The sequence below is a fragment of the Fictibacillus sp. b24 genome, from assembly GCF_030348825.1.
GTDB lineage: Bacteria > Bacillota > Bacilli > Bacillales > Fictibacillaceae > Fictibacillus.
On sequence record NZ_JAUCES010000005.1, the window covers coordinates 1,175,055 to 1,195,707 of the forward strand.

Consider the following 20,653-nt stretch of genomic DNA (forward strand, 5'->3'; position numbering starts at 1 on the left):
CACTTTTCGGACTGCCCACCTGTCCCGCAGGAGTCTCACACCTTGCACTCCAATCAACTTGTCAAAGAAGCAAATTATCAAAAAGAGTGTATAGTAACATTCTTTTACAACAAGTAAGCTCTTGGATTACTTTAAGTTCTCAGGGTTTAATTGCTCTAGCTCAGGCAGAACGAATACGCCATCTTTACGGATCAATACATCGTCAAAGTAGATTTCTCCGCCGCCGTAATCAGGACGCTGAATCATAACCATATCCCAGTGGATGTTGGATTCATTTCCATTATACGCTTCTTCGTACGCTTGACCAGGAGTGAAGTGGAAACTTCCATCGATCTTCTCATCGAATAAAATATCCTTCATTGGATGTTTGATGAATGGATTAACCCCGATTGCAAATTCCCCAACATAACGAGAACCTTCGTCTGTGTCAAAGATCTTGTTAATACGCTCAGAATCGTTTGCGGTAGCTTTTACAATTTTTCCATTTTCAAACGTTAGCTGTACATTTTCAAAAGTAAAGCCGTTGTATGGAGATGGTGTGTTATAAGAGATCGTTCCGTTGACTGAGTCTTTAACAGGAGCGGTAAATACTTCACCATCTGGAATGTTGTTTTGGCCAGAGCATTTGATGGATGGAATATCTTTGATTGAGAATGAAAGGTCAGTTCCTGGTCCTGTAATTCGGACTTTATCTGTCTTATCCATCAAATCCTTTAAAGCTGTCATCGCATCGTCCATTTTTCCGTAATCCAAGTTGCACACTTCAAAATAGAAGTCTTCAAAAGCTTCTGTACTCATGCTTGCTGATTGTGCCATAGAGGCGTTCGGATAACGAAGTACACACCATTTTGTCTTTTTAATACGAATCTTGCGGTGCATCGCAAAAATTGTCTTTTCATAAAGCGCCATCTTTTCAGATGGTACATCTGACATTTCATTGATATTGTCGCCTGAACGAAGACCGATGTAAGCATCCATTTGGCTCATTAGGTCACCTTCATGTTTAGCGATCATTTCCATTTGTTCTTCAGAAGCTTGTGTGTATTGCGCACGCATAACAGAGTGATCTTTTAATAATACGAAAGGATATCCTCCAGCAGCATATGCCTCTTGAACAAGTGCGTTTACTAATTCTTTTTGAAGGCCGAAGTTTTCAATTAAGACTTTTTCGCCTTTTTGCAGATTTACTGAGTATGTAATTAAGTTTTTCGCGAGTTGTTGTATTCTTGGATCTCTCATTGTTGATAAAGCCCCCTAATTTATTTAATATCTTCTTTATTTTAACTCAATTTAAACAATTTGTAATGTTCTAGAAAAGGATTTTGACGAATCAGCAAGAATACTTAATAAAACACGTTTCCTTTGATAAAAACTCGGGAAAAAGCAATAATATACTTTCAGGAGGTGTCTCGTTTAATGGAAATCATTATTTCAATCAGTGTAGCTCTAATTGCAGTTGCATTTGTCGTACTCGTTTATTTTTTATCAAGGGCTTTGAAATCTTTACAAACCACCCTCGATCATGTCGCGGTAACGCTAGAAAGTCTAGAAAAACAATTAGATGGCGTAACGCGCGAGACAACCGATTTGTTACATAAAACAAACCAGTTAGCCGAGGATGTTCAAAAGAAATCAGATTCTCTTAACCATGTTTTTTCCGCAGTCCAAGATTTTGGTCAATCTGTTCAAAAGGTGAACCAATCTGTCCGCAAAGTAACTGACCAAATAACGGTTGAAACAGAGCGGCAGTCTAAGCAAATATCGCAAGCGGTTCAATGGGGTAACGCAGCATTGAATTTATGGGAGAAATACAAACTCAAAAAATCCAATGTTGAAACAACACAAAGACAATATTCTAGAGGAGGAGTGTAAATGAGCAACAACAACAATCAAAACATTGACAGCAAGGATTTTATTATCGGTGCTCTTGTTGGTGGTATGTTAGGGGCTGCAACAGCGTTATTGTTAGCGCCAAAAGCAGGTAAGGAATTGCGCAGCGACCTGAACGAACAGGCGGTATATCTAAAGGATAAAAGTAACGAGTTCTCTCATTTGGCTCGTGAAAAATCCTCAAATATTGTTCGTACAGTATCTGAGCAATCAAACCAAGTTGCAACAAAAGTGAAAGATTTAACTTCCAATCTTCGCAAAGACATTGATAAGTGGCGTTTAAAAGAAGAAGAAAACGCGTCCGAATTATATGGTGAGATTACAGACGATATCCAGGACGAAGGACAATTAGATTACGATCCTGCAAATGAACAAGAACTAGTAGAGCAAAAATATTGATAAGTAAAGTGTAAATATGAAAAGATAAGAAAAAGAACTTGTTTCTTTTTCTTTTCTTTTTATTATGGAGGTAGAATTCGATATGTCACTTATTCAATTACACAACGAACAAGACTGGAATTTAGTAAAAGAGCAAAGAAACCGTATCATTATCATGAAAAACAGCACGACATGCCCTGTCAGTCATGAAGCGTTTAAGGAATTCCAAAAGTTTGCAGCTGATCATGAAAGCGAAACGCTATATTACTTGAACGTACAAGATTCAAGACCTCTTTCCAATTTGATTGCAGAACAAACAGGTGTGAAGCATGAATCACCACAAGTATTAATCTTTGAAGGTAACACAGTGGTTTGGCATGATTCTCACTGGAACATTACGAATAAAAAACTTGCTCAAGCAAATGAAAAAACAAAAGCGTAGCAGAATTCTGCTACGCTTTTTCTCTTTTTTTGAAAGTAGTTGATTTCCGTTTCAGATGCTCGCTTTCCACGGGGCGAACGGTGAGCCTCCTGCCGCTTTGCGCCATTAGGAGTCTCCACCTGGCCGCTCGTCCCGTAGGAGTCTCGCATCTTCCACTTCAATCAACTTGTCAAAGAAGATAATAGCAAAAGACTTAAAAGCAAAAAGCGACGAATAGATTAAACTCTCAAAGTGGGGAAAGCGAGTTAACTTTTAAGCGCAAAAACAATTAAACAAGAACTTCGAATTTAAGAATCAAGTGATCACCCGTTTGTATGTCTGTTTGGAAACCTGCTTTTTCATTATTTTTTAAGATAACAAGACTTTCACCAGGTTGTGGCTGTATCGCTAATTCTACCTGTGTAAATACATCTTGGAAAATAAAAGGGTGATGATCTTTCTTTTTCATCATTAGCTCATCATTAGGCATCAGAATGGATTCGGCATGCAATTCTTCTCCATCTCGATAGAATGTGTAGAGAGGCCGGATTAACGTTATTTCTTCGCCATTAAAAGTAATGGTACATGACTGAATCAAGTTAACGTCTAGAACTTCAGTTGCCTTTTTTAAAGTTATTTGCTGGTCTCTTATGCTTTCATATGTTAGGTGATCTCCGTCGCTCCACACATCTTGATCTGTTAAAACTTGACCATTCAAACATAGTGTATGTTGAGAAGTATGGGATAGTTTTACGGGCTTACCATCAATCAAAATTGAAAAGCTAGAATCCCCCGAGTTTATTACCCATCCTTTTAAATCAAGAATATCGGTTATCGTTGAAGGAAAAAGACTTAAACAGTCATCTCTGTCTTTTAATGTAGCGTCTGGGCTAACGAGTTGCTGGTTTACATAATAGCTAGTTTCAATTTTTTCTAGTTCTCCGTTAATATATAAGGTTCTAACAGTATGATTTTGAAAAGCGTCTTTAACAGAGATAATAGCATCTTCCCCGTTTTTTCCTTCTTCGTAAGTGATTACAGCACCTTCAACAATTTCATCTGTAATGGTGCTAATTGTACCATTCATACTGATTACAGGAGGTGACCCTATTTCCCCTTTGAACGTCTTCATTTTTTGGTTTAAACGTACCATTAATCCCATTCCAGGTTTTCCGTAAAGTTTAGAAAGATTGGCACCTGCTGCAATCAGTGCATCTCCAACCGTCAGCTTTTTAACTTGAAACAAACGGATCATTTTTCCGTTAACCGTCACCGTCACATATTTTACTGGATTCTCTTTAGCTGCAATTCCGATACCTACGGGAGTCACTAGTTCAGGACCCTCATCCTTGAGAGTCGGTATTAATGACTGTATAGCATTAATACCGCGAACGGCTACACGTTCTATGGGCAGGTTTAGTTTTTTCGCTATTTTTTCACGCAAAGTTGGTGTTAAGCTGCCGCCTCCTACAAGCATTACAGCCTGGGGTGCTTTTGCGTTTAGCTGGATAATCTCACGTGTAATACCATCGGCCAAGTTTTCTATGGCGTTTTCTATCGCAGAAATTACTTCATCTTTACTTTTTTTAGATGGAAAACCAAGTATATCTGTATACTCGACATATTCATCATTCTCGATAAGAGAACGCTTCATTTGTTCAGCAATCGGAAAATCCAACAGAAACTCAGAACTTACGGCTTCTGTTATTTCATCACCTGCTATCGGTACCATTCCATAGGCGACGACCGTTCCTTGTGCCGTTATGGCAATATCTGATGTTCCTGCCCCGATATCTACTAGTGCAACATTCAACTTCCTCATTGAAGAAGGAATGAGCACATTGATCGCTGCAATCGGCTCTAAGGTTAGTGCTTCCATTTCAAGGTCAGCTTCTTGTAATGCCTTCATTAAGGAATCAACAACCACTCTTGGCAAGAAAGTAGCAATTACTTCCACACTCGCTATATTTCCTTGTTGCCCGATAAAACTTCCGATCTCATGGTCATCCAAGTAATAGTGCAGCACGGAATATCCTACGCAATCGTAGAGCAGGTTTGACTTTTCATCTAATAGACTTGCTAGCTGATACTGCGCTTGTTGAACAGCTGCAAGCTCCATATGTATAACTTCTTGTTGTAAAGAAACCGCGTTTAATGAGATATCTTTTTCAGAACGGCCTTTTACCGTTTTTAGCGCCCTTCCTGCTGCAGCCACACAAACTTTATTAAGTGGCCCCACTTCGAATTCAAGCTGGTTCTTTATGTTTTTAATTACTTTTGCAACAGCAGGTATATGATGAATCTGACCATCGAGCATGGATCTTTCATCGTGCTCTATTGTTTTCATATGCAAAACTTCATATTTTCCGTTTGTGTGCTGCCTTAAAATCATACCGACAACCGAACGTGTGCCGATATCTAGTGCAAATAAAAGATTTTTGTCCACGAAGGCACCTCTTTTTGATACGATAGACGTAATGGTAGTAGTCGAATGCAGAGTTATAGCAAACGTCCCAATTATTAGAAATGTATCATATTTCTTACAATATATAAATACTGAGGTGCACATATATGAATCATCTAGAATTGAACGCATTACGGACAGAACTTGATGATGTGAATAAAGAGCTATTGGCCTTAATCAATAAACGAGGTGAGCTTGTTCAGAGAATCGGCAAGATTAAATCAGCACAAGGGATGAAGAAGTATGACCCTGTAAGAGAGAGACATATGCTGAATCTTATTTCATCAGATAATGAAGGACCATTTGAAACGAGCACACTTCAGCATCTATTTAAAGAAATCTTTAAAGCAGGTCTTGAACTGCAAGAGGATGATCATAAAAAAGAACTTCTTGTTTCTAGAAAGCAAAGACCAGAGGATACGATTGTAACGGTTAAGGGAACGCATGTCGGAAACGGAAACCCTATTTTAATCGCAGGTCCTTGTGCGGTTGAAAGCTATGAACAAACCGCAGCAGTTGCAGAGGCGATTACGAAAAATGGTCTTAAAATCTTGCGTGGAGGTGCCTTTAAACCACGTACTTCGCCATATGATTTTCAAGGTTTAGGAGTGGAAGGCCTTCAAATTTTAAAACGAGTTGCAGATGAATACAACTGTGCAGTGATCAGTGAGATCGTTCACCCACAAGACCTTGAGGAGGCATGTGAATATCTAGATATCATTCAGATCGGCGCTAGAAACATGCAGAACTATGAGCTATTAAAAGAAGCAGGTAAGCTTAATAAGCCGATTCTATTAAAAAGAGGACTAGCAGCAACGATCGAAGAGTTTATTAACTCGGCAGAGTACATCATGTCTCAAGGAAACGGACAAATCATTCTTTGTGAAAGAGGAATTCGGACGTATGAAAGAGCAACCCGAAACACGTTAGATATAACAGCAGTACCAATCTTAAAACAAGAAACGCACCTTCCTGTCTTTGTAGATGTCACGCATTCAACAGGCAGAAAAGACTTGCTTCTTCCCGCAGCAAAAGCTGCTTTAGCAATTGGAGCAGATGGAGTAATGGCAGAAGTTCATCCAGACCCAGCGGTTGCTTTATCCGATGCAGCTCAGCAAATGAACATAAAAGAATTCGAGCAATTTGTAGAGAAGCTTGTTTCATCAGGTTTTCTAAAGATGAACCAGCTGGTTTGATGTAAAAGAAAGGCTGTTTTGGCAAACATAGTTGATCTTGAAAGTGGTTGATCTCCTTTCCAGATGCTCGCTTTCCGCGGGGCAGGCGGTGAGCCACATTCGTACGTATCACTCTTAAGTGTCTCACCTGCCAGCCTGTCCCGCAGGAGTCTCGCACCTTACACTCCGATCAACTTGTCAAAGAAGAGAAAAGATCAAAATGCTTTTAAAGCAACAGCCAAATGAAATAATTTAACCGGTCAGCATCACCAGATGAAAGCTGCCGGTTTTTTTAGTGTGTAAAGAAGCTGTCTAAAAAGAGTATGATTCTTCCTGTTTTCGCCAAAAATAAGCAAAACAAGAGTCTCATTTTTATTTCTTTTATAAATGTATGAATATATCGTGAAACATGTCCCTATTCGTTGCCTACTTTACTACTTTATCGTATGATAATAGCATTACATAAGCTGTCGGATATGCAGTATATAAGGAGGATTTTTTTTGAATACAACAATTTATGATGTGGCTCGCGAGGCAGGTGTCTCAATGGCAACGGTTTCACGTGTAGTTAACGGAAACCCTAACGTTAAGCCATCAACGAGAAAGAAAGTACTAGAAGCCATCGAGAGACTAGGCTATCGTCCAAACGCGGTTGCAAGAGGACTGGCGAGTAAGAAAACAACAACTGTAGGTGTTATCATTCCTGATATCTCCAGCATCTTTTTTGCGGAATTAGCCCGTGGAATAGAAGATATCGCAACTATGTATAAATACAACATTATTCTGTGTAACTCGGATCAGAATAAGGAAAAAGAAATTCATCTATTAAATACTTTGCTCGGTAAACAAGTAGATGGAATCGTATTTATGGGCGGTAAGATCACAGAAGAACATGTAGAAGAATTTAAGCGTGCAGCTGTTCCCATCGTAATGGCAGCGACAGTAGACATGAACGAAGAAGTTCCATCTGTAAACATTAACTATCAAGATGCCGTATATGAAGCGGTATCCCACTTACTTGAAAAAGGGCATTCTTCTGTAGCTATGGTTACGGGACCACTTGAAGATCCAATCAACGGATATTACAAGTTTAACGGCTACCGAAAAGCTTTAGAAGAACACGGTAAGAAAGTAGATGAAAGCCAAGTTTTCGTTGGAGAATACACATACGATTCAGGTATCGAAGCTGTTGAAAGCTTCTTGGACAGTGGCAATAAGCCATCAGCAGTCTTTGTAGGTACGGATGAAATGGCTTTAGGTGTTATTCATGGTGCTCAAGACAGAGGCCTTAAGGTACCTGAAGATATCGAAGTAATTGGATTTGACAACACAAGACTTGCAACTATGGTTCGTCCTACTTTATCCACGGTTGTTCAGCCGATGTACGATATCGGAGCAGTTGCAATGCGATTGCTGACTAAACTAATGAACAAGGAAACGGTAGAAGAACATACGGTTGTATTGCCTCACCGTATTCAGTTCAGAGATTCTACAAAACAATAATGAAGTGTTGAGGTGGGAGAAGTGAAGATTGGCATCATCGGTGCGATGGACGAGGAAATCGTTTATATGAAAGAAGCACTTGATATATATGGGGAAAGTGTTTTTGCACAAAATAAATTCTATGAAGGCACACATCACAACAAAGAAGTCGTGTTGTGTAAGTCTGGTGTCGGAAAAGTAAATGCAGCGATAACCACTCAAATCTTAATCGATAGATTTCAAGTTACTCATGTACTTTTTACTGGTGTAGCTGGTGCACTTGATCCTGAACTCGAAGTAGGAGACATCGTGATATCATCGAGTGCGATGCAGCACGATATTGATGCTTCCGCACTAAGTCCAGACTTTCCAAAAGGAACGATTCCTATGTTTGCTTTTGATTCTGAATTTAAAGCAGATGCACAACTCGTTAAATTAGCAGAGAATGCTGCTGAACGACTATATGGTCCTAAAGTTAAAGTCGGAAAAGTGTTAAGCGGTGATCAATTCATAGCTGACCGTGAGCTGGTAGAAACGTATTCGGCCCTTTTTAATGGTACGTGTATTGAGATGGAAGGTTCTGCAGTTGCTCAAGCTTCGTTCCTTAACGAAGTACCGTTTGTCATTATCCGTTCGATCTCAGATAAAGCAAATGGAGAAGCTCCGGCTAGCTTTGCTGAGTTTACAGCACTAGCAGCACGACGTTCTTCTGATATGGTAGAGAGCATTATTGAATCTTTATAAAAGTTTTGCTGGCTCATAATTGATGAGCCAGTTTTTTTGTTTCTCGTGCATGAGTGGACTGTTTTATGGTGGGTCGAGGGTATATAGCTGGTTAATGTTTGTCGAGTTATGTCATCTCGCCGATATATGAATAAAACTCGCCGGATTATAGGCAAAACTCGCCGGAATAATTCCAGAATTTCTAGGATTATTCCAATAATATCTTGAAATAGAGGTCTTGATACCCTACACAGTATAAGTAAAGACCTGTTTTGAGAGCCAAAGTGCACCTGTTTTTGTTCTTGTGGAGCTAACACCAAATTTCAGTTGAATTTTAGAGCTTTATACACAAAAAAAAGAGGACTAAAAACGATTAGTCCTCTTTTTTATAAGCCCTTTTCTAAAAGATTGTTGCTTTCAAATGTAGTCTTCTATGATTATTGATTGGAGTGCAAGGTGTGAGACTCCTGCGGGACAGGCGGACAGGTGAGACACTTAAGAGTGAAACGTACGAATGTGGCTCACCGTATGCCCCGCGGAAAGCGAGCAGCCTGGAACGGAAATCAATCACGTACAAAAGCAACAACGTTTGCGAAAACAGCCTTTTTTTATGAACTTTTTCGAATGGAATATAGACTCTTTTCTAATGTTGCTCTGTTTTTTGATGTAATTTCGTCTTTTCTTGGTATGGGCTTATAGATCCCAGACTCATCTTCCCACGTACGAGGAAGCGGGTGCTTCGATTCATTTGTCCATCGCTCTAGCCAGTTCTCAGCGATTTGTCCTGAAGGAGCTTGTCCATTCATCACACACCATAAATAAGACCAAGCCCTTGGTACTACACGCCAAATATCATAGCCGCCTCCGCCTGTAGCAATCCAGCGGCCGCTGCAATACTTTTCAGCTACTTCTTTTGCGATTCTAGGGATTTCCGTATACGTCTTCATCGTAACAGACAGATGGGTTAATGGATCATAATAATGAGCATCCACCCCATTTTGCGTAATGATAACATCGGGCTTGAAAAATTCAGCAACTTCCCACAGACTCTTTTCATAGCATTCTAAGAACGATTCATCTTCTGTAAAAGCATCCACAGGTACATTAAATGAGAAGCCATATCCTTTTCCTGCACCTTTTTCATGGATTGATCCTGTTCCAGGAAACAAATACCTTCCCGTTTCATGAATGGATAATGTGCATACGTCAGGATCGTCATAAAATGCCCATTGAACACCATCTCCATGATGGGCATCAGTGTCCACATACAATACACGTGCATTGTATTTTTGCTTCATGTATTCAATTGCGATTGAGCTATCATTATAAATGCAAAAACCAGATGCTTTTCCTCTGAATCCATGATGAAGTCCGCCGCTTAAACTTAAAGCATGTTTCGCTTTTCCTTCCATCACCCAATCTACGGCAGTTAACGTGGCTCCTACAATCCAGCTGCTTGCGTCATGCATGTTAGGGAATATCGGTGTATCTTCTGTACCAAGCCCATAATTTAAAGCAATTTCCCTGTTAAGCTGTCCTTCTCCCGCTTTTTTAACCGCTTCTACATACCCTTTATCATGAATGAGCATGATTTCCTCATCCGTTGCTTTTCTCGGAGTGACGATCTGATCGTCATCCAGACACCCTGTATCTTTTAACAACTCATATGCGAGCTGCACTCTGAGCTGATTAAAAGGGTGAGTTTCACTAAACTTATATCCTAAAAGATCTTGTGAATAAACAAAAACGGACTCATTTTTCATGGTGTTCACCCGGAACAGGTGGCCATTTCACTTCATAGCCGTTATCGATCAAGTGTTCAATGACAGGGAGGGGATTCATCGTTCCAACCCGAAAAACAATGATCTTTTCCTTTTCATTATGAGAAGGATAGACGAGAACAGAGCTGATATTCAAGTGAAAGTCTTTCAACACACTCGCAACCTTTGCCAGCTGACCTGCTTCGTTCGGGACTGCGACCTCGAGATGGGATCCAGGCTGATGAGTGCCCGTCAATTGTATAAACGCATGCAGCATCTCACGCTCTGTAACAAGTCCAACAAGCTTTTTCTCTTCAAGTACAGGAATGCAGCTGATGTTATGTTCATAAAAAATAGTCGATAGTTCTTCTGCTATATCAAACGGATGTGCTGTAAACGTTGCGCGTTTCATAATGCTAGACACAGGCTTTTCAAAATCTTCCGGATGCTCATTTTGGTGAAAGATAGAAGGGCTGGCATCTTTTACTTCTCGGTCTGTAACGAGTCCTAATAAACTGCCATTCTCATCAAGAACAGGCAGGTTTCGAACATCTTTTTCTAGCATTAGTTTTAAAGCTGTACCGATCGTTTCGTTTTCATGAATCGTTACAACATTTTTTTGCATCATATTTTGAACGATCATCATGTACCACTCCCACTTTGTTTTCTCTATAAAGTTCTAATACATAAAACGATTCTTAAATCGCAGACGGTCAAATTGCTGGACTGTATCTAAGTCAATTCTCTTTCCGATTCGAACCATCAAGCAATTTGCCGGATGTGAACTAATCTCAGGATCATCTGTAGCCATATATTCCAGACCCCCTGCGTTCATCATCTTTTCCATAACTTTGCGGTAATCCCAGACTGATAGTTTTGTACCTTTTAAATCCCAGTGCCAATAATACTCAGTTGTTATAATAATATAGTCTTCCATCGCATCATCCATCATGGAAACTTTTAAAAGTGTTTTACCAACCTTGAAATTGCGATAATCCGGAATTACTTCAATAGCACCCAACTCTAGTAAACGTTCCATGTTGCCTTCTGACCAGCGCTCAAGCGGGTCAGGATAGACGTATGTAACATAACCGATAACGGTATCTTTATTTCTTGCGATAATGATTCTTCCTTCATCAAGTCCCGCTATTTCAGTCACCGCTTTTTTTTGTTCATGAGCTGGTCTGAATGCTTTTAAATCTTCGTGAAAGGTTAGACTCTCTAAGGTTTCTGCTGAAACCGGACCTTCAACGGTAATTGTTCCGTGACTCGTTTTCAGAGCTACACAGTTATAAGTTTTAATATGTTTCATTTTCACACCACCTAGGTTTGTTTCCAACTTCTATTATACATGATAAAAGAAGATTGTAAGGGTTTACATAGTGGTTTTTATAGATAGTTCTAATAAGTTAAAAAATTTAGATAATATGATATACTTGAATAGATATTCAATAGGGAAGGGAGATTTAGCAATGAAACTGGAAGCGCTTCCGATAATTAAAGGTGATTTTAATTTGCAAGATTACGAGGCAGCATACGGAGCATTTGATTGGAAGGACATTGAGAAAGAATTCTCCTGGCACAAAACAGGGCGAGTGAATATGGCGTATGAAGCCATTGACCGTCATGCAGCATCCCATCGTAAAAACAAAGTAGCTCTTTACTTTTCCGATCAAAAAAGAGATGAAAAGTATACATTTAAAGACATGAAAGAAATGTCAAACAAAGCGGGTAATATGCTGCGTCAAGTTGGTGTTGAAAAAGGGGACCGCGTCTTCATTTTTATGCCACGTTCACCGGAACTATATTTTACTTTCCTTGGTGCGATCAAACTTGGAGCAATCGTAGGACCACTGTTTGAAGCGTTTATGGAAGGTGCGGTACGCGATAGACTTGAAGACAGTGAGGCTAAAGTGCTTATAACTACCCCTTCACTTCTAGAGCGTGTGCCTGTTGATGAGCTGCCAAAATTGAAGAATGTAATTTTGGTAGATGAGGATGCAAAAGAAGAAGGACCATATGTAAATTATTATGATCGTATGAAAAAAGCGTCAAAGGACCTTGATATTGAATGGGTGGATCGTGAAGATGGGTTAATTCTTCACTACACATCAGGTTCCACTGGAAAACCAAAAGGGGTGCTGCATGTTCATAACGCGATGCTTCAGCACTATCAAACTTCTAAGTGGGTACTCGATTTAAAAGAAGACGATGTGTATTGGTGTACAGCAGATCCAGGCTGGGTAACAGGAACATCTTATGGAATATTCGGTCCATGGTTAAACGGAGCATCAAGTGTTATCCGTGGCGGCCGTTTTTCTCCAGAAGATTGGTATGGAACGATTGAAAATTATGGTGTTACCGTCTGGTATAGCGCACCAACTGCTTTCCGTATGCTTATGGGTGCGGGAGATGAAGTGGTTAAGAAGTTTAATATGTCGTCGCTGCGTCATATTTTAAGTGTAGGTGAGCCTCTTAACCCTGAAGTTGTAAGATGGGGTATGAAGGTGTTCAATCTCCGTATCCATGACAACTGGTGGATGACAGAAACAGGCGGACAGCTGATCAGCAACTATCCTGCGATGGAAATCAAACCAGGATCGATGGGTAAACCGTTCCCTGGTGTTGAAGCGGCAATCATTGATGATCAGGACAACATCTTACCACCTTATCGAATGGGTAACTTAGCCATTAAAAAAGGGTGGCCATCTATGATGCGTGCCATCTGGAATAATCCTGAAAAATATGATTCCTACTTTACTCCTGGAGGCTGGTATGTTTCTGGAGATTCTGCTTATATGGATGAAGATGGCTACTTCTGGTTCCAAGGAAGAATTGATGATGTAATCATGACCTCTGGTGAACGAGTTGGACCATTTGAGGTGGAGAGCAAGCTAGTTGAACATCCGGCTGTAGCAGAAGCTGGTGTTATCGGTAAGCCAGACCCTGTTCGCGGCGAAATTATCAAGGCGTTTATTGCGCTTCGTTCTGGTTATGAAGCAAGTGATGAACTAATTGAAGAAATACGCAGTTTCGTAAAATCAGGTCTAGCAGCACATGCAGCTCCGCGTGAAATTGAATTCCGTGATAAGCTTCCAAAAACTAGAAGCGGTAAGATCATGCGTCGCGTTCTAAAAGCGTGGGAACTGGATCTTCCAACAGGTGATCTGTCTACGATGGAAGACTAAAATCATACAAAAGAAAAAAACCTCGAAATCAATTCGAGGTTTTTTTGTCTTTCTTTTTATCCTGTGTAGTTGCTGGAGGCGGATCGCCATTACCAGGCTCTGCTGGTGGCGGTGGCGGATCTTGTGGTTCTCCCGGCTTATCTCCACCTGTTGGCGGTGGAGGAGTTGCTGGTTCCGCTGGTTTCTTTTCACCAACCTGAACTTTCGTTTGGGCCGGAGATTCTTTACCAGCAATATCAACGGCTGTTACGTAAACGACACCGTTTGGTACTTTTGCAGACGTTTTATCAGCCGTAACAGAACCGATCTTTTTAAACGAACTGCCGTCAGCAGAGTGATAGATTCGATAACCAATTACATCACTCTCTCCATGAGGAGACCATGATAGGACACCATCAGATATTTTTGTTCCAGCGACAGGAGATGGAACTTTACCATTCTCTTTTAATTCTTTCTCTGGAACGATGTTATCTAAAAGATTCGTTGTTTTTGTTAATTTATTCAATGCTTCTAAGCCCAGTTCTTTTAAGAACTCTTCTTTGATCAAAACACCATCTTTTGTGAACTCTTGTGGTGTAGAAGGAAGTGCTTTATATTTCGCATCTCCAACAAGAACGTAACGTCCTTTTGTTAGTGTGTCGTCCACTTCTTTTGGTGTGAATTTCGCATTAAACAAATCAGTCGTAACTAAACCAGCACTTCGGCAAAGATCAGAAGGCAGTTTACCAGAGATACCGCAGATTTCACGGCGTACAATTCCTGAAGGCATCGCAAATCTTTGCTCAGGATCCATTAGCTGCGGTGAATGTTTGTAGGCTGCGTTAGCGAGCAGTGCCCATATACGCTGATTTCGTTTTCCTGTTCCGCCATCACCTTTAACGAGTGAGTCAGGTGTATCATAACCAAGCCATACCCCTAAGGATACGTTCGGATTTGAACCGACGAACCAAGAATCATAATCATCATTTGTCGTACCTGATTTTCCTGCCCAATCTGAATTGAAAGCAAGATAACGATTTATGTGGTTTCCTGTCCCACCGTTTACAACATCACGCATCATATCAACCAGTAAATAGGATGTTTGCGGAGAATAAACTTGGACAGGCTCTGATTTATGTTGATAGATTAAATCACCATCATTGGACTCTATCTTTTCAATCATGTACGCATCTAAGAAGTTACCTCCATTTGCAAAAGTTGCAAAGGCATTCGTGTTTTCTTCAACGGTAACACCGTTCGTCATTCCTCCGATAGCGAGTACAGCTGCTCCTCTATCTCTTGGGCTTAAAGAGGTTACTCCCATTTTTGCTAGACGATTTAAAGCTTCATCTGTATTCACGCGGAGATAACTTCTAACCGCTGGTGTGTTTCTCGACCATTTTAAGGAATGTCTTACCGAAACAAGACCATCGTATTTACCATCCCAGTTGCCGATTGAATGGGAACCAGATTGAAAAGGTGTATCAGGTACAATCGATCCTGGCTGAACTTTACCCGTTTCAAGTGCAAGAGAGTAGGCGAGTAATGGCTTCATAGTAGAACCGTTCTGTCTTTTCATGACTGTGGCATGGTTCGTTTGTTCCCGATTAAAATCTCGTCCGGCTACGAAACTAATAATTTTCCCTGTTTTATTATCAATGAGGGAAGCACCGACTTCCTCGGGCTCAGGTTTTTCTAATTTTTTTCCTCGAATATATTCATTTGCAGGTCCAAACAGATTACCGTTAGCGATAACTGCCTGCATCTCATCATATATTTTTTGGTTGATGGTAGTATGAATCTTAATGCCTTTTTGTCTCACTTGAACTCGGGCATTATCCTCATATTCCTTTAGTTCTTCAGGTGTTAAGTCCTCGAATTTTTTACCATCTTTTTCGGCTTGAATTTTTGTTAATATTTCAATGGTACGCTGCTGAACTTCAACAGTTAAAGCTGGATATTTTTCAAAAGAAGATTGCTGCTTCTTCGTTAGGTTCTTTTGAATATCATAGTTCATTGCTTCATCATATTCAGCTTGTGTGATAGATCCCGCTGATAACATACGGCTGAGTACGGTTTTCATACGTTTAATACCAGCCGACATGTCCTCTTTCTGTTCACCGCCCTTACTGAACGGTGTGTAAACGAAAGGATTCTTTGGCAGACCTGCAAGATATGCAGATTGTGCGAGATTCAATTTTGAAGCAGGCACTCCAAATATTCCTTCTGATGCTGCTTGTATTCCAGCGACGTTTCTGCCTGATGAATTACGTCCATAAGGGACGATGTTTAAGTAAGCTTCGAGAATATCATCTTTTTTCAAAACTTTCTCAAGACGCATCGCTAGAAGAATTTCTTTTGCCTTTCGATCAAAAGATACTTCATTTGTTAATATTTGATTCTTTATGAGCTGCTGTGTTAACGTACTGCCGCCAGTAACGATTGGGGCGCCAGAAAATTCTTCATACATAGCTCGAAAAATGGCTTTTGGCACGACGCCATCATGCTCATAAAAATATTGATCTTCTGTAGAAATTACAGCTTTAATGACGTAAGGAGAAACGTCTTTTAATTTTACTTCCTGTCTGTCTAAATCTGATTGAAGTTTGCCCATGTATTGATTGTTATCAAAATATACCGTGCTCGTTTCTTCATAGTTGTAAATGTCTTCTTTCATAGAAGAGTAGGCGCGGACAGGTTCGTCTTTTACAAGTGAAGCGAAGAAGCCTGCTCCAACTCCTGCTGCAAAAACACCACCAAGAATGAATAGTACAGTGAAAATCAAAAACATGTTCCATGTGACGTTATATGTAATTCGTGCTGTTCGAATAATTCTTTTTTCTTTCAAAAAGTGGACAAATTTCTCCCATTTTTGCTTAAGTCCATCAAAATGAGACATCATTTGGTAATCCCTCCCCCTTGTGTATTATAACATAAGGTCGAATTATGATAGAATACACTTTTTGAATTGAGAAGATTGACATGAAATTCATCTCTATGGTAAAAATAAATGAAGATTAATATGGCGAAAGCGAAGATAGGAATCAGTAGCAGGTGTCTCCCTGTTTCAGAAAGCTGGTGGTTGATGCGAACCAGTGCAAAGGCATGCTGTGAATTACCTCCTGGAGCTGTCTCTGTGAACATAAGTAGCAGAGAACGGATAAAACCGTTACGGAATGAAGTGAAAAGCTATTATTAGCTTTTAATTAGGGTGGTACCGCGAGATTGTCATCACGTCCCTTTCCAACTGGAAAGGGACTTTTTTTATTGATATTAAAGGTTGCTTACAAATGATTGTTGCTTTTTTACTTTTTTTATTCTTCAACGAAAAGTTGATTGAAGTGGAAGATGCGAGACTCCTACGGGACGAGCGGTCAGGTGGAGACTCCTAATGGCGCAAAGCGGCAGGAGGCTCACCGTTCGCCCCGTGGAAAGCGAGCATCTGAAACGGAAATCAATACTTTCAAGAGCAACGTTGTACAGCAATACAGTCTTATTAAAAAAAGAAAGGAAAAAACAAATGAACATTCTACAGGATTTAGAATTTAGAGGTCTGCTAAATCAGGTCACAGACCAAGAAGGGCTTCAAAAAGAACTTGAAAGCGGGATCGTAAAGCTATACTGCGGCTTTGACCCTACAGCAGACAGTCTCCATATTGGAAACTTATTGCCGATTCTTACTTTAAGAAGATTTCAGGAAGCTGGCCATCAGCCTTTTGCTCTTGTTGGCGGAGGTACAGGATTGATTGGAGATCCAAGCGGAAGACAAACAGAGAGAACGTTGAACGAAGCTGAGATTGTTGTTCAATGGACAGAAAAAATTAAAAATCAGCTTTCAAGACTTCTTGATTTTGAAAGAGAAGCTAATCCTGCAAAAACAGTGAATAACTATGAGTGGTTAAGCCAGCTTACAATGATAGAATTTTTGCGTGATGTAGGTAAAAACTTTTCGATTAATTACATGCTTGCGAAAGACTCTGTTGATTCGCGTTTAGAAGCAGGTATTTCTTTCACTGAGTTCTCTTATATGATTTTACAGTCATATGATTTTCTTAACCTTTTCCAAAAAGAAAACGTTAAGCTTCAAATCGGTGGAAGTGACCAGTGGGGTAATATAACGGCTGGTATGGAATTAATCAGACGTTCTGGTGAAGAAGAAAAAGCTTTTGGTTTAACCATCCCGTTAATCACAAAAGCAGATGGTACAAAGTTTGGGAAAACAGCTTCAGGCACGATTTGGTTAGATGCAGAAAAAACGACTCCATATGAGTTTTACCAGTTCTGGGTAAACGCTGCAGATGCGGATGTAATCAATTGGCTTAAATACTTCACTTTCTTATCAAAAGAAGAAATTGAAGTTCTTGAAGCATCCCTAGCTGAAGCACCAGAAAAACGTGAAGCTCAAAAAGCTTTAGGAAGGGAAGTAACAACACTTGTTCACGGTGAAGAAGCCTACAAGCAAGCTGTAAAGATTACTGAAGCACTTTTCAGTGGGAATCTTTCTGAACTGACTGCTGCTGAAATTGAACAAGGCTTTAAGGATGTTCCTTCTTTCACGGTAGAAAACAATGAAGAATTGAACATTGTAGATCTGCTTGTTGAGGCGAAAATTTCTCCTTCTAAACGCCAAGCTAGAGAAGATGTAACAAACGGAGCTGTATCTATTAACGGTGAAAAGGTTCAAGATACTGCTTATATGGTTGGAGAGAAAGACCGTATTGAGAATAAATTTGTTATTGTACGACGCGGAAAGAAGAAGTACACGCTGATCAGATACTAAATGAAAACGATAGGAACCCTATCAAAAGTGGGGTTCCTCTCTAATTTTAATAAAAGGATGTGTTAGTTGTGAAAAAAATTCAATTAGCTGAAGACCTTCAATTCTCACAGATCGTTCATGGGCATTGGCGATTAGCAGAATGGAACCTCTCACCTGAAGAGCTTCTTTCTTTAATGGAAAGATGTATTGAAGCAGGTATAACAACGTTTGACCACGCTGATATTTATGGAAACTATATGTGTGAGGAGCTTTTTGGACAAGCATTGGCTCTTAAACCCTCCTTACGTAAAGACATTCAAATCGTGACAAAGTGCGGTATCAAACTAATTTCTGAAAATCGTCCTAACCATACAATTAAATCCTACGATACGAGCAAAGAGCATATAATCGCGTCTGCAGAAAATTCTTTACAAAAAATGAACACGGATTATGTAGATGTGCTATTGATCCACCGTCCAGATCCATTTATGGACCCAGCTGAAACAGCAGATGCTTTTCACAGACTAAGAAAAGAAGGAAAGGTTAGACACTTTGGTGTTTCTAACTTTACTCCTGCTCAAATGGAAATGCTGCAGCGTGAATTTGATGGTCAGCTTGTAACGAACCAAATTGAGTTGTCCGTTCTTCACGAGAATCCTTTCTTTGACGGTACGATCAATCATCTTCAAAAAGAAAAAGTTCGACCTATGGCTTGGTCTCCACTGGCTGGTGGAAGATTATTTAAAGGGGAAGACGAAAAAGGTCTGCGAGTGAAAAAGGCTCTTGAAAAAGTTGCAGGTGAAACAGAAGCATCTTCCATTGATGAAGTAGCGTATGCGTGGCTGTTAAACCACCCTGCACAAATCATGCCGATTGTTGGAAGCGGAAAAATGGAGCGTATCCAATCTGCAGTAAATGCAGCAAACATTCCTTTAACACGTGAGCAATGGTTCTACATCCTTCAAGAAAGTATGGGTAAAGAAGTAGATTGATTTTATTTATGGCTTGCAAACTTTGGAGCTTTTGGGTGCGATTGATTTCCGTTTCAGATGCTCGCTTTCCGCGGGGCAGGCGGTGAGCCACATTCGAACGTTTCACTTTCAAGTGTCTCACCTGCCCGCCTGTCCCTCACGAGTCTCGCATCTTACACTACAATCAACATTCATAGAAGACAAAATTTGAAAGCAACAATTTTTTTAAAACCTGCACAGAATTTTTTGTATTCAGTGCAGGTTTTTTTGTTGTGCAACTAAAATTAATAAACATTGTGTGCTGAGTGTATTGTTAGCTTGTGATTGCACTTTTTGTGAGGAAGCATAACTAGCCCTCAGTGTACCCCTGCCAGTATAGTGTGGGTCCATTTTAGAAACAAAAAATACATCTAATTTCTTTTAATTGCTGAAACATTTAATTAGCAATTAGTACCTTAGTAGTATAAAATTAGAAAAAAACATAAGAAATTGGGGCTATGTATATGTCATTAATCATTGAGAAAAGATCTGAGAAAAGCTCACAAGTCTTAAATGAAAGTGCTGTTCTTGCAGCCATTGATCGTTCTGTGGCAATGATTGAATTTAATACACAAGGGAAAGTCCTATGGGCAAATGAAAACTTTGCAAAGACAATGGAATATCACGTGGAAGAAATGCCATTCATGTTACATAAGCAGTTTTGTACAGATGAATTCATCAGAAGCAGAGAATATGAGCTGTTTTGGAGAAGCCTTAGAGAAGGAAAGACGTTTCAGGAAAAAATTCAGCGTGTTACTAAAACAAAGCGTTTGATCTGGTTAGAAGCAACTTATACTCCTGTTCGTGACGAAAACAATCAAGTAGTAGCTGTTGTTAAAATTGCAACGGATATAACAGAAAGAGAAGAAAACACGCTACAAGTTGCTTTACAGTTACAACAAATGTCTTCAGAGCTTCTTAATAGAGCTGAAGAAGGATTAAAGAAAAGCGATGAAATATCTTCATCAACTAAAAATCTGGTACTGGAATCTAAACAAAATTTATCAATTCTGGAATCTCTTAAAAAACAAGCTTCCTCTATTGAAGACATCGTTAAAACAATTAAGGAAATCGCGGCACAGACAAACTTGTTAGCTCTTAATGCTGCGATCGAAGCTGCGCGTGCTGGTGACCATGGAAGAGGATTTAACGTCGTAGCAGTTGAAGTTAGAAAATTAGCCAACCGTGTTCAAGATTCTATACTAGAGGTGAACTCGCATATCGCAGGTATCAGTGGAGAGATAAAAAAGATCAGTGATGTGACACATCGCTCTCAAATTGGGATTTCGAGTAACCAGCAACTGATCGAACAAGCAATGCAAGAGTTTATGGGAATCGAGACTGCCGCTCGACAGCTTGAATCACAAGCAAGCAGGTTTAAGGATCTTTTATAATTAAAAAAAACCCCTAATGCCATTAAAGGT

The 20,653-nt window shown here is 39.9% G+C and carries 19 protein-coding genes and 1 other annotated feature; of the genes, 12 read left to right on the forward strand and 7 right to left on the reverse strand.

Annotated features, from left to right (window positions below; genetic code table 11):
- Positions 1-126: 126 nt before the first annotated feature.
- Positions 127-1,239: an aminopeptidase gene (locus tag QUF49_RS05940; RefSeq protein WP_289494807.1), complete on the reverse strand. Its 1,113-nt coding sequence runs from the start codon at positions 1,237-1,239 to the stop codon at positions 127-129.
- 177 nt (positions 1,240-1,416) lie between these two features.
- Here QUF49_RS05940 and QUF49_RS05945 point away from each other — a divergent pair, with 177 nt between their 5' ends.
- From QUF49_RS05945 to ytxJ, 3 genes are all read left to right on the forward strand, one after another.
- On the forward strand, positions 1,417-1,872 hold the full coding sequence (locus QUF49_RS05945) for a DUF948 domain-containing protein (protein WP_066243823.1): 456 nt from the start codon (positions 1,417-1,419) through the stop codon (positions 1,870-1,872).
- The gene (locus QUF49_RS05950; protein WP_289494808.1) at positions 1,873-2,289 is read left to right on the forward strand and encodes a YtxH domain-containing protein; all 417 of its coding nucleotides are present in this window, start codon (positions 1,873-1,875) and stop codon (positions 2,287-2,289) included.
- Positions 2,290-2,371: 82 nt separating this feature from the next.
- Positions 2,372-2,710, forward strand: a complete 339-nt coding sequence (ytxJ, locus tag QUF49_RS05955; protein WP_289494809.1) for a bacillithiol system redox-active protein YtxJ — start codon at positions 2,372-2,374, stop codon at positions 2,708-2,710.
- Here the strand turns inward: ytxJ and QUF49_RS05960 are convergent.
- Together QUF49_RS05960 and QUF49_RS05965 are read right to left on the reverse strand one after the other, a co-directional pair.
- Positions 2,683-2,859, reverse strand: coding sequence for a hypothetical protein (locus QUF49_RS05960; RefSeq protein ID WP_289494810.1), 177 nt, complete (start codon positions 2,857-2,859; stop codon positions 2,683-2,685). The genes ytxJ and QUF49_RS05960 overlap by 28 nt on opposite strands.
- Before the next feature lie 119 nt (positions 2,860-2,978).
- Positions 2,979-5,135 (reverse strand): cell division protein FtsA, encoded by a 2,157-nt coding sequence (locus QUF49_RS05965; RefSeq protein WP_289494811.1) that lies wholly within the window; start codon positions 5,133-5,135, stop codon positions 2,979-2,981.
- 125 nt (positions 5,136-5,260) lie between these two features.
- Here QUF49_RS05965 and QUF49_RS05970 point away from each other — a divergent pair, with 125 nt between their 5' ends.
- The 4 genes from QUF49_RS05970 (at position 5,261) to QUF49_RS05985 (ending at position 9,147) form a co-directional block, all read left to right on the forward strand.
- Positions 5,261-6,349, forward strand: coding sequence for a bifunctional 3-deoxy-7-phosphoheptulonate synthase/chorismate mutase (locus tag QUF49_RS05970; protein ID WP_289494812.1), 1,089 nt, complete (start codon positions 5,261-5,263; stop codon positions 6,347-6,349).
- 480 nt (positions 6,350-6,829) lie between these two features.
- Positions 6,830-7,831, forward strand: coding sequence for a catabolite control protein A (gene ccpA / locus QUF49_RS05975; RefSeq protein ID WP_289494813.1), 1,002 nt, complete (start codon positions 6,830-6,832; stop codon positions 7,829-7,831).
- Between the two features lie 21 nt (positions 7,832-7,852).
- A complete protein-coding gene (locus tag QUF49_RS05980; protein WP_289494814.1) occupies positions 7,853-8,554 on the forward strand; it encodes a 5'-methylthioadenosine/adenosylhomocysteine nucleosidase in 702 nt (233 codons plus the stop codon).
- A gap of 419 nt (positions 8,555-8,973) precedes the next feature.
- Entirely contained in the window at positions 8,974-9,147 is a 174-nt protein-coding gene (locus QUF49_RS05985) for a hypothetical protein (protein WP_289494815.1), read from the forward strand.
- On the opposite strand, the gene QUF49_RS05990 is transcribed toward QUF49_RS05985, so the two are convergent.
- The 3 genes from QUF49_RS05990 to QUF49_RS06000 are packed head-to-tail and all read right to left on the reverse strand — an operon-like array spanning position 9,142 to position 11,605.
- Positions 9,142-10,296: an acetoin utilization protein AcuC gene (locus QUF49_RS05990; protein WP_289494816.1), complete on the reverse strand. Its 1,155-nt coding sequence runs from the start codon at positions 10,294-10,296 to the stop codon at positions 9,142-9,144. The two genes, QUF49_RS05985 and QUF49_RS05990, sit on opposite strands and share 6 nt — an antisense overlap.
- On the reverse strand, positions 10,286-10,939 hold the full coding sequence (locus QUF49_RS05995; RefSeq protein ID WP_289494817.1) for an acetoin utilization AcuB family protein: 654 nt from the start codon (positions 10,937-10,939) through the stop codon (positions 10,286-10,288). The genes QUF49_RS05990 and QUF49_RS05995 overlap by 11 nt, the downstream gene beginning before the upstream one ends.
- A 33-nt stretch (positions 10,940-10,972) precedes the next feature.
- Complete coding sequence (locus QUF49_RS06000) at positions 10,973-11,605, reverse strand: GNAT family N-acetyltransferase (RefSeq protein WP_289494818.1); 633 nt, start codon at positions 11,603-11,605, stop codon at positions 10,973-10,975.
- A gap of 160 nt (positions 11,606-11,765) precedes the next feature.
- On the opposite strand from QUF49_RS06000, the gene acsA reads away from it, so the two are divergent.
- Entirely contained in the window at positions 11,766-13,481 is a 1,716-nt protein-coding gene (gene acsA / locus QUF49_RS06005) for an acetate--CoA ligase (protein WP_289494819.1), read from the forward strand.
- A 28-nt stretch (positions 13,482-13,509) separates the two neighbouring features.
- On the opposite strand, the gene QUF49_RS06010 is transcribed toward acsA, so the two are convergent.
- Positions 13,510-16,359, reverse strand: a complete 2,850-nt coding sequence (locus tag QUF49_RS06010; protein WP_425590489.1) for a transglycosylase domain-containing protein — start codon at positions 16,357-16,359, stop codon at positions 13,510-13,512.
- A gap of 126 nt (positions 16,360-16,485) precedes the next feature.
- Positions 16,486-16,704 (forward strand) — a binding site (T-box leader).
- 104 nt (positions 16,705-16,808) lie between these two features.
- Here QUF49_RS06010 and QUF49_RS06015 point away from each other — a divergent pair.
- The 4 genes from QUF49_RS06015 (at position 16,809) to QUF49_RS06030 (ending at position 20,623) form a co-directional block, all read left to right on the forward strand.
- Complete coding sequence (locus QUF49_RS06015) at positions 16,809-17,009, forward strand: hypothetical protein (RefSeq protein WP_289494821.1); 201 nt, start codon at positions 16,809-16,811, stop codon at positions 17,007-17,009.
- Entirely contained in the window at positions 16,981-18,240 is a 1,260-nt protein-coding gene (gene tyrS / locus QUF49_RS06020; protein WP_289494822.1) for a tyrosine--tRNA ligase, read from the forward strand. The genes QUF49_RS06015 and tyrS overlap by 29 nt, the downstream gene beginning before the upstream one ends.
- A gap of 68 nt (positions 18,241-18,308) precedes the next feature.
- A complete protein-coding gene (locus QUF49_RS06025) occupies positions 18,309-19,211 on the forward strand; it encodes an aldo/keto reductase (protein WP_289494823.1) in 903 nt (300 codons plus the stop codon).
- 482 nt (positions 19,212-19,693) lie between these two features.
- Positions 19,694-20,623, forward strand: coding sequence for a methyl-accepting chemotaxis protein (locus tag QUF49_RS06030; protein WP_289494824.1), 930 nt, complete (start codon positions 19,694-19,696; stop codon positions 20,621-20,623).
- Positions 20,624-20,653 lie beyond the last annotated feature (30 nt).